This window comes from Natrinema versiforme JCM 10478, from assembly GCF_000337195.1.
GTDB lineage: Archaea > Halobacteriota > Halobacteria > Halobacteriales > Natrialbaceae > Natrinema > Natrinema versiforme.
In genome coordinates this window covers 105,411-121,408 of the sequence record NZ_AOID01000048.1, presented here as the reverse complement: position 1 = coordinate 121,408, position 15,998 = coordinate 105,411, and the positions used below count along the sequence as shown (strand labels likewise).

Here is a 15,998-nt window from a genome sequence, read left to right as displayed (position 1 = left end):
GAGCTCGGTCAGTCGTCGGTCCCGGACCCTCGAGCGACGTTCTCGAGGGCACGATCGCCCAACAGGAGGACGACGGCGGCCCCCACGAAGTTGAAGACGAGATCGAGCGCGGTGTCCCGTTTGCCGTAGGTGACTAGCACCGGTTCGACGCCGAGTCGCTTCGCCGTCGCGTGGATGGCGTACTCGAAGAGTTCCCAGCAGCAGCCGGCGACGGCGACGGTCGCGACGACGCGCGGGCGGGGATTCTCGTCGCGGCGACGGGCGGCCGCGAAGGCGAGGCCGCCCACGAGCGTCGACGAGTGGGCGTGGGTCAGGTGGTCCCACCACCAGACATCGTCGTAGGGGCCGAGCATGCCGACGGCGTGGGTGAGCATAGCGACATCGACGTACGCGCGCTGCCACGGCCGGAACTCGAGGCCGAAGACGCGTTCGACGGCGACGGGGGCGTACGTCGCCGCGAACCCGACGACGGCGTTGACGACCGCGCCCGGATCGCGCCGGCGCACGCCCGCGATGACCACGGCGACGAGTCCCGCTCGGACGCCGCGTTCGACCGCTCGCTCCCCGTTCATTGCGGGATCCGTCGGAGCGCCGACTGATAAAAACACCGTTCGATTGGGTCGGCCGACGGGAACGGTCGACTCGTGTCCCGCTACGCGCCGAGCAGGTCGTCGTAGCGCGCGCCGGTCTGTTTCAGCGTCTCGGTGGAGTAGAGTCGCTCGTGGTCGACGGGGAGGTAGTCGGCGGCGAGTTCGTCGATCTTCTCGTCGACGGCCGCGGGGTCGCGCCCGTGGATCATCGTGAACAGGTTGTACGGCCAGTCCTGCTCGGGCCGGCGAGGCCGGTGATAGCACAGCGTGACGTAGGGCAACCCGCCCGCGCGCTCGCCCCACTCGTCGAGGGACTCGTCCGGCACGTTCCAGACGACCATGCAGTTGGCGTCAAAGCCCGTCACGACGTGGTTGACCACGCAGCCGATCCGCTTGATACACCCCGTGTCCCGCAGCCGTTCGAGCGCCTCGAGGACGTCCGCGACCGCGTAGCCGACGTTTTCGGCGATGTCGCGGTAGGGCGTCGCCGACAGCGGGAACCCGTTCTGGATCTCGAGCAGGAGTTCCGCCTCGAGCGGGGAGAGGTCCCCCGTCGCGGTCTCGCTGATCCGGGTCGCCGAGGAGTCGGTGCGGTCCGCGAGCGATTCGCGTGCAAAGCGGTCGGTGTTGACGACGGGGAACTCGAGGTCGATGTAGTAGTCGGTCAGCATCGGTAGGTTGAGGACCGTACAGCCGGTTCGGTCCTCGATTTCGGCGAGGATATCGTCGCGAGCGTCCCGCGAACCGGCGGTGACGACGAACCACATGTTCCACTCGTGGTCGCGGGCGTAGTTGTGGTTGACCTGCCGGTAGTCGTTGATGACGGCCGCGACCTCGTCGAAGCGATCCGCGGGCGCTCGGACCGCGGCGAGGGTCGACGAGCCGATGACGGGCGGGTTGAGGACGGCACCGAACCGGCGGACGATCCCCGACTCCCGGAGGGCGCGAACGCGGTCGACCGCTGTCGATTCGTCGATCCCCAGATCGGCGGCGACGCGGCGGAACGGGCGCTCGTCGATCGGGAAGCCGCTCTGATAGCCGTCGATCAGGGCTGCGTCCACGTCGTCGATGGCCTCGCGCCAGTTCCCCGACAGGGTGCTCATTGGTGGCCCTAGGGAGAAGACCACCGTATCGTTTTCGGGTCATCCCGAACCCCGGGAGGTCGGTTGGGTTTCCGGTAGTCCATACTGCTGGTGATGAAAAACCTATTATTCGACGGCGGAGTGAGTACCGGAAACGGGGGATTTTTGCGCCGTCCGTCCCAACGAGTGCACATGGCCCAGGCAACACAGGAGTTCGGCGACTGGCCGCTGAAACGGCTGATGACAGACGTTGTCGGTTCCGGCCCCAAATCGGCCGACGACATGGACCGCGAGCAGGCCCGCGAGGCGTTCCAGCGGATTCTCGCCGGGGAGCCCGACGAGACCACGCTGGGCGCGTTCTGGCTGGCCAACCGCTGGAAGCGCAACAACCCCGAGGAGCTGGCGGCCTACACCGATGTGATGCGCGAGGAGTCGGTCGTCACCGCCGAGCCCGACGCCGACCCGGTCGACTGCGGGGCGAACTACGACGGCAAAGACACCTCCGCCATCCTCGGCGTCGGTGCCGGCATCGTCGCCGCCGCTGCGGGCACGCCGGTCGTCGTCCACTCCGGCGATCGCGTCCCCTCCCAGAAGGCGACCCCGTACAAACACGTCCTCGACGAACTCGACATTCGGACGGAACTCGAGCCCGGGGAAAGCGCCGACATGGTCGACGAGACCGGCTTCGGCTTCTACTATCAGCCCGCCTTCAACCCGGGGATCGACGACCTGTGGGACCGGCGCGACGAGATGGGCGTCCGGACCTTCGTCAACACCATCGAGACGATCGCGAACCCCGCGAACGCCGACGTCCACCTCGGCTCGTTCTACCACCTCGCGTTCGCGAAGAAGCTGACGGACACGCTCAAGGAGAGCGACCGCCTCGAGTACTCCCGTGCCATCTTCTTCCAGGGCATGGAGGGCTACGACGACATCCGCCCCGGCTACACGAAAGTCGCCGAGTGGGACGAGAGCGAGGACCTCGAGGACTACGAGGTCGAGACCGCCGAGTACGCCATGGACATGGAACGCGACGACCTCGCCGTCGACGATATCGCGGCCGACTCCGCGACGATCACGACGGAGGTACTCGCCGGTGACCGCGAGGACCACTTCGCCGACGCCATCGCGCTCAACGGCGCGTTCCGGATGTACGCCCGCCAAGACGTCGAGAGCTTAGACGAGGGCCTCGAGCAGGCCCGCGAGGTCATCGCGGACGGCAGCGCGCAAGCGGTACTCGAGGAGTTACAGGCGTTCTGACCGGCCGGGTCGTCTCGCGTTGACCCTCGCTCCTTGACTCTCGACTCCCGCACTGTACACTGGCCACCGACCGGAGCCGGTATGAGTCATAAATTCTACTATCTGCCAGTTCTGTCATTTGTAGAGAGAGCACAGATATGATTTTAGCCTGTTAGGACTCCGTAGAAGGCCGCATTCGGCTCTGTCTCAGCTATTCCTGGATCGATACTCGAGTGTCAACTGAAGAGCACCAGCACGGGGTAGCAACCGCATCGGCCACCGCTATCGATGGTATCGGATCTCATTCGCGAGTGCAACCGATCGTGTTCAATTTGAAATAGCTGCCTCAACATACCAATTTCTATACCCCTATTCGACAAGTGCGCCGACGGTCGAGAGGCGATCGACCCCCGACCTGCGAAAAACAGGACACCTTTTTGATCGGTGGCCGAGACCAGCACCCATGGACGAATCACTCGAGACGGTTCTCGTGCAGTTCGACGACGACAGCGGCATCGGCACGCTCACGATGAACCGCCCGGACGCGCTGAACGCACTGAACGGCCAGCTCAGAGACGACATCATCGCGGGGCTCGAACTGCTCGAGGAAGAGAACGCGGACGCCGACGGCGTCGCGCTGCGCGCCGTGGTCCTCGAGGGAGCCGGCGAGAAGGCCTTCTGTGCCGGGGCGGACATCGGCGGCTTCGCCGACGAGTCGGCGGGCGACTCCTCGGCCCGGTCCCACTACGAGGTGATCAGGGACTTCCCGGCACCGGTCATCGCAAAGATCGACGGCTACTGTCTGGGCGGCGGCCTCGAGACCGCGCTGGCGTGTGACTTCCGGCTGGCCAGCGAGGGGAGTACGTTCGGCTTCCCCGAAGTGAACCTCGGCATCCTCCCCGGTGCCGGCGGGATCCAGTACGTCGAGAAACTCGCCGGCCCCGCGGTCGCGAAGGAACTCGCGATGACCGGCGAGCACATCTCCGCCGAACGCGCGGGCGAGGAGGGCATCGTCACCCACGTCTACGCCGACGACGAGTTCGGAGACGAGGTCGACGCGTTCGTCACCGACCTCGCCGGACAGGCCCCGCTGGCGATTCAGGGCATCAAGAAGTCCGCGACTATGGCGGTCCAGACGGGACTCGAGGAGGGACTGGCGTACGACCGCCAGCTCTTCGAGGGGCTCCTCGAGACCGAGGACCACGCGGAGGGCGCGGCGGCGTTCGCCGAGGACCGCGAGCCCGAGTTCGAAGGAAAGTAGCGGGACGGCGGGCGACTGCCGTCTCACTCCCAACTGATTTTCCACCTGCGGTGGCGCGCGCTGTGGCGCGGGAGGACCAACGAACCGCGACGCAACGCTGCGCGAGGGATGAGCGAAGGAACGGAGTGACTGAGCGTTAGCGCGGGACCTGCGGTCCCGCGAACCATCCGAACGGCGCGGAGCGCCGTGAGGAGAAATCGGCTGGGGAGGACGTGGAATTCTTAGTTGCCACGATAGCAGCGCACTCTATTTTGGTCGATGGCACTCGTCGAGCGATATTTAGAACACGAGTGAGAGCGTCCTGCTATCGTGGCAACACGGGGGGACCACGCCCTCCCCAGCCGATTCGCTCGCTCCAAAGTCGCTCGCTCATCCCTCGCGCAGTATCGAACCGCAGTTCGCTCGCCGCTCACTGCGGTTCAGCGCGCGCCGCCACATCCCAATTCATCAGTCGGAGACTGAAGCGAATCTGCAATAGCTCTCGAGACCGATTGTCAGTCCCACTCCTCGCCGAGGCCGGCCAGCGAGAACGGGCCGACGGGGAGGTTGTACCCCTCCTCGAGCGCCGTATCGACCTGTTCTTTCGTAGCGATCCCCTCGTCGACGATCTTCGTGGCCTCTTCGCGCATCGCCGCGTGACACCGGTTGGCGAGGAAGCCGTAGGAACCGGGATCGTCGTCGATGGTGACCCGGGTCTTCCCGATTTCGTCGACCAGTTCCTCGGCGCGCTCGACGACGGCCTCGTCGGTCTCCGGTGCCTGAACGATCTCGACCATGTCCATGACCGCGACCGGGTTGAAGAAGTGCGTCACCGCCACGCGCGAGGGGTCGTCGACGGCGTTGGCGATCGAGGTCACCGAAAAGCCGCTCGTGTTCGAGTACAGCGGCTGGTCGTCAGTCACCTCGTCTAAGTCGCGAAAGACCTGCCCCTTGATCGCTAAGTCCTCGGTGACCGCCTCGATCGTAAAGTCGGTCCCGTCGGTCGCCGCGTCGAGGTCCGTGGTAAACGTCATCCGATCGAGGACCTCGTCTTTCTCCGCCTCGGAGAGATAGCCACCCTCGACGGCGTCCTCGAGGCCGTAATTCCCCGAGATAACGCGTTCGCGGGCCTCCTCGGCCAGTTCCTCGTTGATCTCGCGGACGGCCACCTCGTAGCCGTTTCGCGCGAGAACCTGTGCGATGCCAGCGCCCATGATGCCGCCACCGACGACGGCAGCACTCTGTCGTGCCATGCCAGCAACCTTCACAGGTATTGACTTAATTCTTCTCACGAGCGGAATCGGGCCGGTGATCGGGCTCGCCGTCGAACGGACTGGACGCGACCGACACCGGCCGCAGATTTAATAGTTAGCTCGCCGATGTTTGGTGCATGGCAACGGAGTACACGCCAACGGAGATGATGGACCGGGAGTCCCGGTCGAACCGCTACTATCGCAACGCGGTCGAGCGCCACTGGGATCCCGGGGAGATCGACCTCGAGCGGGACGTCGAGAACCTGCTCGCATTCATCGAGGCGTCGGAGTCGTACGACCGGGAGTCGTGGTACGGCACCCTCAACGGCATTGCGAAGTTCGGCGCGGGCGAGGACGCGGTCACCGAGGACCTCGCGCCGCTGGGGACCGTCCTCGATAACATCGACGACCAACTGTTCCTGACGACCCAGCTGTACGAGGAGGCCAAGCACGCGGACTTCTTCGACCGCTACTGGCGCGAGGTCGTCTGGGCAGTCGAGGACGAACTCGGCTGGGAGCGATCGAACCCCCGCCACGAGCGGTGGTTCAACGACCCCTACATCGAACTGTTCGACCGCAACCGGAAAGCGCAGTTCCGGCTGCTCGAGGCTGACACGCCCGAAAACAGAGCGAAAGCGTACTGCCACTACCACCTCACGGTGGAGGGCATCCTCGCACAGACGGGCTACTACGGGATGCAGACCTCCTACGGCGGCGAGTTCGAGGGGCTGCCCCACCTGCCGGGGCTCGTGCAGGGCTTCACCAAGATCCGCAGCGACGAGGGCCGCCACGTCGGCTTCGGGATGAACCAGCTCAAGAAGCTCATCGCGGAGGGGGTCGACCCCCGCCTCATCGAGGAGACCGTCGAGGAACTGCTCCCGCTCGTTCAGGGCATCACCGAAGACGAGCGGTTCCAGCCCGACGACCCCGCGGACCGAGCCGGCCTCGAGTCCGGCGAACTGGCCGAGTACGCGATCGAGAAACACGCCGATCGGATGCGACAGATTACCGATGCCGCGGCCGACATTCCCGACGTCGACGACCTGGTGCAACTCGAGGGCGACGACTGAGAACGGAGACGGTGGTTCGGCGGGCGATTCATCGAGTGCCCGGCGACGGTAGGCTTTTGGAACCCGACAGGGACGTGGTACCATGCGACTCGATTCGGTGCGGATACTCGATCTGTCGCGGCTCCTGCCGGGGCCGTACGCGACGCAACTGCTCGCCGACGCGGGCGCGGACGTAGTGAAAGTCGAGGACACCGACGCGGGCGACTACGCCAGACACACGCCGCCGACGACGGACCGCGGCGTCGGCGCGTTGTTCGATAGCGTCAACCGCGGCAAGCGCAGCGTCGCGCTCGACCTGAAATCGGGGGCCGGCCGCGAGGCGTTCTACGACCTCGTCGAAGAGGCCGATGTCGTCTTCGAACAATTTCGGCCGGGCGTCGCCGACCGCCTCGAGATCGGGTACGAGACGCTGGTCGAGTACAACGAGGACCTGGTCTACTGTTCGCTGTCGGGGTTCGGACAATCGGGGCCGTACGCCGAACGCGCGGGTCACGACCTCAACTACGTCGGGATCGCCGGGTTGCTCGACATGACTCGCGAGGACGAGGCGATGGCTCCCCAGATTCCGGGCTATCAGGTCGGCGACCTCGGCGGCGGGCTGTTCGCGGCCTTCTCGATCGTCGGCGGCCTTCTCTCGCGGGAACTCGGCAACGGCGGCGAGTACATCGACGTAGCCATGACCGATGTCGTCGCCTCCTTCTCGCAGGCGGTTTCCCACGAGGCGCTGACCGGCGGCGACCCGCGGCCCGGCGAGACCGCGCTCACCGGCCGCTACCCGTGGTACGACGTGTACGAGACCGCCGACGGGCGATACGTCACTCTCGCTGCGCTCGAGCCGAAGTTCTGGGAAGCCTTCTGCGAGGACGCGGGTTGCGAGGATCTCGTCGACTATCACGGGAGCGAGGACCCGGCCGAACTGGAAGCCGTACGCGAGGAACTGACGGCCCTGTTCGCGGCGCGCACGCGGGACGCGTGGCTCGACGAACTGAGCGACGAGGCGATGGTCGGGCCGGTGTGTACGCCGGCCGAAGCCCTCGAGCACCCGCAACTCGAGGCCCGGGGACTGATCGAGCGGCCCGACGACGCGCCGCCGCGAGTCGGCTTTCCGGCAGTGGGATCGAACGTCCCCGAGCGCCGCGACGAGTCGGTGCCCGGCCACGGCGAACACACCGACGAACTGCTCGCCTCAGTGGGGTACGACGAGGGCAAGCGAGCCGCCCTCCGCGAGACGGGAGCCATCCGCTGACGGGGCGTCGGACCGTCACGGCGGCAAACTCGTCCCAAATGATAAGGTACTGGACAGAATAGTGGCGACGGCCATGATGGGTGTCCAGTTAACACTTGACAAGCTCCTCGAGCGGGCGGTCGACCTGTACCCGGACCGGGAACTGGTGACGAAACTGCCCGACGGGAGCATGCATCGGTACACGTACGCCGACGCGGCCGACCGAATCAATCAGCTTGCCGGCGCGCTCGACGACCTCAGGCTTGAGGAGGGCGACCGGGTCGGCGTCGTCGCGACGAACCACTACCGGCACTTCGAACTCTACTTCGGGCCGGCCTGCTCGGGGCGGTCGATCCACATGTGCAACATGCGGCTGCCCGACCACCACTTCGTCCACACGATCGACGACGCCGAGGATCGCGTGCTCTTCGTCGATCCCGGCCTCATCGAGAAGGTCGAGGCCAACACCGACGACCTCGAGACGGTCGAGCAGTACGTCGTCCTCGACGACGAGGTGCCCGAGACCAGCCTCGAGCCAGTAACGGACTACGAGTCGCTGCTCGAGGGCCAGCCGACCGACTACGAGTGGCCGGAGATCGACGAGGACGCGGAGTACGGGATGTGTCACACCTCGGGGACGACGGGGCTGCCGAAGGGGGTCCCCTACTCCCACCGGGCGATGTACCTCCACAGCATCATGGGCGGCCACGTCGACGCCAACGCGATCGGCGAGCGCGACACGGTCCTCCCCGTCGTCCCGATGTTCCACGCCAACGGCTGGGGAATTCCATACGGCGCGACGCTCGTGGGCGCGAAGCAGGTCTTCCCCTCGGTCCACACCGACCCCGAGTCGATCGCCCGCCTGATCGACGAGGAAGGCGTGACCTTCTCCGCGGCCGTGCCGACCATCTGGCTCGAGATGGCGGAGTTCTTGGACGAGAACCCCGAGGTCGACATCTCGAACATCGATCGACTGACCGTCGGCGGCTCCGCGCCGCCGGAATCGCTCATCCGGCGGTACGACGAGGAGTACGACGCGCCGATCATCCAGGGGTGGGGGATGACCGAGACCTCGCCGCTGGGCACGCTCAGTACCCTTCGCAAGGAAACCGCGCAACTGCCGAGCGACGAGCGATACGAGTACCGCGCGAAGGCCGGCCTCCCCGTCCCCGGGATGCAGACTCGTGTGGTCGGTGACGACGGGACGGAAGTCCCCGCTGACGGGGAGACGATGGGCGAACTGCAGGTCCGCAGCCCGTGGGTGACCGACGGCTATCACAACCGGCCCGAGGAGAACGAGCAGGCGTTTACCGAGGACGGGTTCCTGCGCACCGGCGACATCGCCACCCGCGACGAGATGGGCTATATCGACGTCGTCGACCGTGACAAGGACGTTATCAAGTCCGGCGGCGAGTGGATCTCCTCGGTCCAACTCGAGAACGAACTGATCGGCCACGAGGCCGTCACCGAGGCCACCGTTATCGCGGTCGACCACGAGCGCTGGCAGGAGCGGCCCATGGCGGTCGTGGTGCCGCGGGATGGCGCGACCGTCGACGCGGACGACCTCGAGGCCCACCTCGGCGAGACCTTCCCCTCGTGGTGGCTCCCCGACATCTACGAGATCGTCGACGAGATCCCCAAGACCTCGACCGGCAAGTTCGACAAGAAGACGCTTCGCGACCGGTTCGATATCGTCCTCGAGGCGGACGACGACGAGCCGGCGGTCGACGAGCAGACGACAGACGACGAGCAGGCACCCCAGCAGTAAGCGGTTTCACCGTATTTCATCATGGCAGCAAATACCACAGGCGGCGTGAGTTTCGACACCGACGAGGAGACCGAACTGATCCTCGAGAGTCTGGACGAGTTCGTCGCACGCGAGGTCGAGCCGATCGTCGAGGAGCTGGGCGACGTCTACACCAATCCCCGCAAGGGCCGCCGCGAGAACGGCCGCTGGACCGACGAGCTGCTCGAGGCCCGCGAGGAGATCAGGCGGAAGTCGGCCGAGGCCGGCTTCTACGCGATGAATCTGCCCGAAGAGGCGGGCGGCGACGGGATCTCGCCGGTGACGTGGTACCGGGCCAAAAAGCACCTCGCCACCCACGGCGGGGGCCTCGAGCGCTACGCGCTGGCCGGTCCCGAAGGCCCCAAGCCGCTGCTGTTGCAGGCCGAGGGCGAGCAGCGCGAGAAGTACCTCGAGCCCGTGGTCCGCGGCGAGAAGTCGACGGCGTTCGGCCAGACCGAGCCCGGCGTGGGATCGGACTCGCCGAACATGGAGACCACCGCGGAGAAGAGCGAGGCGCAACGCGCCTCGGAACGGAGCGGCGCAGCCGCGGAGAGAGACGGGGACGAATGGGTGCTGAACGGGCGCAAGCAGTGGATCACCAACGCGCCCTACGCGGACTTTGTCCAGCTCTTTGCGCGGACGACACCGCAGGAAGAAGCCGGCCGCTACGGCGGCATCACCTGCTTCATCGTCGAGGAAGACGAGTACGAACTCGGCTCGTACAACAACGCCGTCGGGGCCGTGGGCTCACAGGCCGAGATCGTACTTGACGGCGTGCGCGTCCCCGAGGACCGCGTCCTCGGCGAGGTCGACGAGGCGTTCTACGCCGCGATGGACTTCCTCTCGCTTGGCCGGCTCGAGTTGGGTGCCGAGGCGATCGGGTACAGCGAATACCTGCTCGAGGCGGCCACCGACTACGTCACCGAGCGCGAGGCCTTCGGCGAGCCAATCGGGAACTTCCAGCAGGTCTCGACCAAGATCGCGGAGGGGAAGGCCAAGACCTACGCGGCCGACGCGGCGGGGCTGAAACTCGCGTGGAAGATGGCCCAGGACGAGCGGACGGTGATGGACGCGTCGATACTGAAATGGTTCGCGACGAACGTCCTCTGGGAGGTCGCCGACGCGGCCGTCCAGGTCCACGGAGCCAACGGACTCGCCGAGGAGAACCCCTACATGGATCTGGTCCATCAGGCCCGGATCCTGCGGATCGTCGAGGGAACCGACGAAATCCAGCTCAATACGATCGCGAAGTCCATGGGGATCACGGACTGACCGCCCATGACCGCACCACCGACACACGCGACCGCCGCCGGGCTCGCGAGAGCGATCCGCGACGGCGAATATTCGCCGACTGAGGTCGTCGAGGCCACCCTCGAGCGAATCCACGACCGGAACGAGCGGACGAACGCTTTCGTCACGGTGACGGACGATCTGGCGCGCGAGATGGCCGCGGATGCGAAGCGGGCGATCGAGGAGGGCGAACCGCTCGGGCCATTACACGGCGTCCCGATTGCCATTAAGGATCTCGACGACGTCGAAGGGGTTCGGACGACCTCGGGATCGCTGCTCTTCGAGGATCGGGTCGCCGAGTCGGACTCACCGTTCGTTGCCCGGCTCAAAGAGGCGGGCGCGATCGTCGTCGGGAAGACCAACACGCCCGAGTTCGGGCTCGGCACGACGACGGACAACCGCGTCGCCGGGCCGACGGGGACGCCGTTCGACCCGGACCGGGTCTCCGGGGGCTCCTCCGGCGGGGCCGGCGCGGCGCTGGCCGACCGGCTCGTGCCGCTCGCGCCGGGCTCCGACGCCGGCGGCTCCGTCCGGATCCCGGCGAGCTTCTGCGGCGTCTACGGCCTCAAGCCCACGCAGGGCGTGATCCCGAACGTCAGTCGGCCGAACGCGTTCGCCAGTCACACCCCGTTCTCCACGAACGGGCCGCTGGCCCGCACCGTCGAAGACGCGGCGCTCTCGCTGGACGTGATGGCGGGGTCACATCCGCGCGATCCGTTCTCGATTCCGAAACAGGGCGAGTACCGTGCCGCCGCCGACCGGCCGATCGACGACCTGACGATCGCGTTCAGCCCGGACATGGGTGTCTATCCGATCGATCCCGCCGTCCGCGAGGTCCTCGAGGACGCCGTCTCGGCGCTCGAGAGCGCCGGCGCGACGGTCGATCGGGTCACCCCCGATCTGGGACACGACAACGAGGAGATACTCGAGGCCTATTACACCATGGCGACGGTGCGGTGGGGATCACTGCTCGAGAACCTCAGGGACGAGGGGTTCGACCCGCGCGGCGAGGACCGCGACCGCCTGCGGCCGTATCTCGTCGACCTCATTATGGACGCCGAGGAGCCGACCACGCGGGAGTACAAGCGCGCCGACGTGGTCCGGACGCACGTCCTCGACGGGTTGGCCGACCTGTTCGCGGAGTACGATCTCCTCGTGACGGCGACCGTCGGGACGACGCCGTTTCCCCACGACGAGGAACCCGAGGCGATCGACGGCGTCGAGATCGAACCGTATCGGGGCTGGGTGCTTACGCAGCCGTACAATCTCACCGGCCAGCCGGCGGCCTCGGTCCCGGCCGGGTTCGTCGACGGACTCCCCATCGGCATGCAGATCGCCGGAGAGCGCCACGACGACGACGCGGTCATCGCGGCCAGTGCCGCCCTCGAGCGATAGCGGCCGTGGCACGACGCGTATCCCGAGTGACGATCGGCGAGGGGCGCGGCCGGTCCCCACCCGCGATCAGAAACTGAACAGGTCGATTCCGCCGGTCACCCCGATCACCTGCCCGGTCACGTAGCTCGCCTGTTCCGAGCAGAGATACGTGACCATATTGGCGACGTCCTCCTCGGTCCCGAGGTGGCGCATCGGCGTTGCGTCGGCGATGCGGGCGTAGTACTCGTCGACGTTCTCCCGAAGTTCGTCGGGGCTCATGTCGGCCCAATCGCCGACGACGATGTTGGGTGCGATGACGTTGGACGTGACCCCGGACTGAGCCCCCTCGAGCGCCATCGTCCGGCCGACGCCGATCATGGCGGCCTTGGTCGCGGAGTACGAAAACTGGCCGAAGCCGCCGTACCAGCCGGCCATCGAGGACATGTTGACGATCCGGCCCCAGCCGCGCTCGCACATCCGCGGGAAGAGTTCTTTGCTGATGTTGTAGGTCCCGGTGAGGTTGATCTCGACGTCGCGGTCCCAGATGTCGTCGTCGTAGTCGCCGACGCGCGAGCGGGCGTCGACCATCGCGGCGTTGTTCACGAGAACGTCGACGCCGCCGAACGCGTCGCGGACCTCGGCCATCGAGTCGGCGACGTCCGCGCGGTCGGTGAGATCGCACTCGAGGGCCATCGCCTCGCCGCCCCCGGCGGTTTCGTTGATCTCCGCGGCGGTCTCCCCCGCGCCGTCGGCGTCCACGTCGAGGACGACGACGTTTGCGCCCTCGTCGGCGAGCAGTCGACAGTCTGCGCTTCCGATCCGTCCGGCCCCGCCGGTGACGACGGCGGTCCGGTCCTGAAGTCCCAAATCCATCGCCCGAGCGACTACTACACTATCTGATTTAGTCGTTGTGGAGAGATAGCAATCAACACACCGATTCGGAATCACGATCGGTCCGAAAAGAGTCCAGCACGGTCGATCACGAATTTATGCACAACTTCTATGATCGATCGTAGAATACTCGAATCCACGTCATGAACTCCGCAGTCATCGTCGACGCCGTCCGGACGCCGTTCGGCAAACGGGGCGGCTCGTTCCGCGACACGCACCCGCAGGATCTGGCCGCCGCACCGCTCGAGGCGCTGCGCGAGCGCAACGGCTTCGAGCCGGAGACGATCGAAGACGTGATCTACGGCTGTGTGACGCCGGTCGACGAGCAGGGGCTCAACATCGCCCGAATCGCGCCGATGGTCGCCGGCTGGGGCGATATCGTCCCCGGCGTCCAGTTGAACCGGATGTGTGGCTCCGGCCAGCAGGCGGCGAACTTCGCCGCGGCGAACGTCATGGCCGGCCAGCACGACGTGCTCGTCGCCGGTGGGGTCGAACACATGACCCGCGTTCCGATGGGGTCGGACGGCGCTGACGGAGCGGACAGCGCCGACAGCCTCACCGACACCTACTTCAAACACTTCGACGAGGTGACTCATCAGGGCGAGGGGGCCGAGCGGATCGCCGAGGAGTACGGCTTCTCGCGCTCGGAACTCGACGAGATCGCCGTTGACTCCCAACGCCGGTGGAAAGAGGCCTGGGACGAGGGTCGCTACGACGACCAGATCGTCCCCGTAGAAACCGAACTCGAGGGGGAGGAGAGCGAGTCGCGAAGCGACTCGGATAGTCGAACGGGGAGTGAAACGACCCGTGAGACGGTCGTCGTCGAGCAGGACGAACACCCGCGTCCCGGCACCGACGCCGAGACCCTCGCCGAACTGCCGCTGTCGTTCCGCGAGGAAGGCGAGGGCGTCCACCATCCGGGGAACGCCTCGGGGATCGTCGACGGCTCGAGCGCCCTGCTGATCGCGAGCGAGGAAGCCGCCGCGGAACACGGCTGGGACCCGATGGCCCGCATCGTCCAGACCGAGGTCGTCGGCGTCGACCCCGTGACGATGCTCAAGGGGCCGATCCCGGCGACCGAGAACGTCCTCGAGAAAGCCGACATGACGATCGGCGACATCGACCTCTTCGAGGTCAACGAGGCGTTCGCGGCGGTCCCGGCGGCCTGGCTCGAGGAGACCGGCGCGTCCTGGGAGGACGTCAACGTCAACGGCGGCGCGATCGCCCACGGCCATCCGCTGGGCGCGACCGGCGCGATGTTGCTGACCAAACTGGCCCACGAACTCGAACGCACCGGCCAGGACACCGCGCTGTCGACGATGTGTATCGGCTTCGGACAGGGCGTCGCGACGATCATCGAGCGGGTCTGAGCGGCCCGCTTCCCGGCAGACCCGACTCGAGAACCGGACCCGGCCGGCCGGAACGACGGCCCAACGCGGGGCCACCACGGAACCGAGGAGCCGATCGTCTCCCCGCCGGTTGCCAGTGTATGCGTTCTTCGACCTATAGCTTTACAATGCTGTGTGCAATGATGGGTGATATGGAATACCACGACTCCGAGAAAGCGAAGGAAGTTGCGGGCCGGGTAGAGAACTTCATGGACGAAGTCGTCATTCCGCGCGAGCGAGAGGCGCTGGCCACCGGCGAGGCGATCACGATGGACGAGATCGAGGAGATGTGGGAACTGGCCAAGGAGCGCGACCTGTTCGCGCCGCAGGTCCCCGAGGAGTACGGCGGACAGGGACTCGACTTCAGCGACATGCTCCCCTCGTTCGAACAGGTCGGGCGCTCGCTCATCGGCGCGCTCGCCATCCGGGCGAACGCACCCCAAGAGGGGAATATGCACACCTTAGAAATGGTCGGTACCGAGGAGCAAAAGGAGGAGTACCTCGAGCCCCTCGTGCAGGGTGAGATCTCCTCGGCCTTCGCGATGACCGAACCCAAACAGGGCGGCGGCTCGGACCCGAAGATGCTCCAGAGCACCGCCGTCAAGGACGGCGACGAGTGGGTCATCAACGGCCACAAGTGGTGGACCTCCGACGGCCTCAGCGCCGACTTCTACCTGGCGATGGTCCGAACGGATCTGGACGCTCACCCCTACGAGGGCACCTCGATCATCCTCGTCCCGCGCGAGGCCGACGGCGTCGAAGTCGTCCGGAACGTTCCCCACCTCGGCGGGCACGGCATCACCGAGCGCGAGGGCGGCCACGCCGAAGTGAAGTTCGACGACGTCCGCGTCCCCGTCGAGAACACGATCGGCGAGGAAAACGAGGGGTTCCAGATCGCCCAGATGCGACTCGGCGGCGGCCGGCTGACTCACTGCATGCGCTACTCCGGCATGGCCGAGCGCTCGCTGGACATCGCGAAGGCCTACCTGCAGGAACGGGAGGCCTTCGGCACGACACTCGAGGAAAAACAGGCGCTGCGCCATCGCATCGCGGATGCCGAGACGCGCCTGCACGCCGCGCGGTGTATGGTCCGTCACGCGGCGCGCGAACTCGACCGCAGCGATGCCCGCATCGAGGTCGCGATGTCGAAGATGTTCACCGCGAACGTCACCAACGAGACGATCGACCTCGCCTTGCAGTGTCTTGGCGGCAACGGGATCGGCAAGGACCTGCCGATCGCGCACTTCTACGAGAACGTCCGCGCGTTCCGCATCGTCGACGGGGCCGACGAGGTCCACCGCCGCTCGATCGCCCGCTGGGCCTTCGAGGACGTTGACGAGGCCGAAATCGAGAACGCCCTGGAGTTCGACGAGGACCTGCGCATCGACGCACTCGACGAGTAATCCCGGTTCGTCCGGGCTCCCTTCGGCCGCCGTTTTCGCTCCGGACTCGCGGTCGACGCTAATCCGTCACCGCGGAAGATCCGGGGGTCGATCTGCATCGCGACGGTGCGAAACGGCATGTGACTTCGTCCCATAGTTTTTTACGCGCAGACCGGGATATCCGGGAC

General features: G+C 66.4%; 13 protein-coding genes. 9 read left to right on the top strand and 4 right to left on the bottom strand.

The window, feature by feature from the left end; translation table 11 throughout:
• Nucleotides 1–8: 8 nt before the first annotated feature.
• Together C489_RS15910 and ahbB are read right to left on the bottom strand one after the other, a co-directional pair.
• Nucleotides 9–572 (bottom strand): hypothetical protein, encoded by a 564-nt coding sequence (locus C489_RS15910; RefSeq protein WP_006432347.1) that lies wholly within the window; start codon nucleotides 570–572, stop codon nucleotides 9–11.
• Between the two features lie 80 nt (nucleotides 573–652).
• The gene (ahbB, locus tag C489_RS15905) at nucleotides 653–1,693 is read right to left on the bottom strand and encodes a siroheme decarboxylase subunit beta (RefSeq protein WP_006432346.1); all 1,041 of its coding nucleotides are present in this window, start codon (nucleotides 1,691–1,693) and stop codon (nucleotides 653–655) included.
• A 171-nt stretch (nucleotides 1,694–1,864) separates the two neighbouring features.
• On the opposite strand from ahbB, the gene C489_RS15900 reads away from it, so the two are divergent.
• Together C489_RS15900 and C489_RS15895 are read left to right on the top strand one after the other, a co-directional pair.
• Nucleotides 1,865–2,932, top strand: coding sequence for an anthranilate phosphoribosyltransferase (locus C489_RS15900; RefSeq protein WP_006432345.1), 1,068 nt, complete (start codon nucleotides 1,865–1,867; stop codon nucleotides 2,930–2,932).
• Nucleotides 2,933–3,374: 442 nt separating this feature from the next.
• Nucleotides 3,375–4,172 (top strand): enoyl-CoA hydratase/isomerase family protein, encoded by a 798-nt coding sequence (locus C489_RS15895; RefSeq protein ID WP_006432344.1) that lies wholly within the window; start codon nucleotides 3,375–3,377, stop codon nucleotides 4,170–4,172.
• A gap of 494 nt (nucleotides 4,173–4,666) precedes the next feature.
• Here C489_RS15895 and C489_RS15890 read toward each other — a convergent pair whose 3' ends face one another.
• Nucleotides 4,667–5,404, bottom strand: a complete 738-nt coding sequence (locus C489_RS15890) for a 3-hydroxyacyl-CoA dehydrogenase family protein (protein ID WP_006432343.1) — start codon at nucleotides 5,402–5,404, stop codon at nucleotides 4,667–4,669.
• A gap of 137 nt (nucleotides 5,405–5,541) precedes the next feature.
• Here C489_RS15890 and C489_RS15885 point away from each other — a divergent pair, with 137 nt between their 5' ends.
• The 5 genes from C489_RS15885 to C489_RS15865 all read left to right on the top strand — a co-directional run bounded on the left by C489_RS15885 (nucleotide 5,542) and on the right by C489_RS15865 (nucleotide 12,170).
• Entirely contained in the window at nucleotides 5,542–6,474 is a 933-nt protein-coding gene (locus C489_RS15885; protein WP_006432342.1) for a ferritin family protein, read from the top strand.
• An 82-nt stretch (nucleotides 6,475–6,556) separates the two neighbouring features.
• Complete coding sequence (locus tag C489_RS15880) at nucleotides 6,557–7,720, top strand: CaiB/BaiF CoA transferase family protein (protein WP_006432341.1); 1,164 nt, start codon at nucleotides 6,557–6,559, stop codon at nucleotides 7,718–7,720.
• Nucleotides 7,721–7,796: 76 nt separating this feature from the next.
• Nucleotides 7,797–9,467, top strand: a complete 1,671-nt coding sequence (locus tag C489_RS15875) for a long-chain fatty acid--CoA ligase (protein WP_006432340.1) — start codon at nucleotides 7,797–7,799, stop codon at nucleotides 9,465–9,467.
• A gap of 21 nt (nucleotides 9,468–9,488) precedes the next feature.
• Nucleotides 9,489–10,757, top strand: a complete 1,269-nt coding sequence (locus C489_RS15870; RefSeq protein WP_049890946.1) for an acyl-CoA dehydrogenase family protein — start codon at nucleotides 9,489–9,491, stop codon at nucleotides 10,755–10,757.
• 6 nt (nucleotides 10,758–10,763) lie between these two features.
• The gene (locus tag C489_RS15865; RefSeq protein WP_006432338.1) at nucleotides 10,764–12,170 is read left to right on the top strand and encodes an amidase; all 1,407 of its coding nucleotides are present in this window, start codon (nucleotides 10,764–10,766) and stop codon (nucleotides 12,168–12,170) included.
• A gap of 66 nt (nucleotides 12,171–12,236) precedes the next feature.
• On the opposite strand, the gene C489_RS15860 is transcribed toward C489_RS15865, so the two are convergent.
• A complete protein-coding gene (locus tag C489_RS15860; protein WP_006432337.1) occupies nucleotides 12,237–13,022 on the bottom strand; it encodes an SDR family NAD(P)-dependent oxidoreductase in 786 nt (261 codons plus the stop codon).
• A 161-nt stretch (nucleotides 13,023–13,183) separates the two neighbouring features.
• Between C489_RS15860 and C489_RS15855 the strand changes: the two genes are divergently transcribed.
• Together C489_RS15855 and C489_RS15850 are read left to right on the top strand one after the other, a co-directional pair.
• Entirely contained in the window at nucleotides 13,184–14,410 is a 1,227-nt protein-coding gene (locus C489_RS15855) for a thiolase family protein (RefSeq protein ID WP_006432336.1), read from the top strand.
• 170 nt (nucleotides 14,411–14,580) lie between these two features.
• Nucleotides 14,581–15,831: an acyl-CoA dehydrogenase family protein gene (locus C489_RS15850; RefSeq protein WP_049890955.1), complete on the top strand. Its 1,251-nt coding sequence runs from the start codon at nucleotides 14,581–14,583 to the stop codon at nucleotides 15,829–15,831.
• Nucleotides 15,832–15,998: the final 167 nt, after the last annotated feature.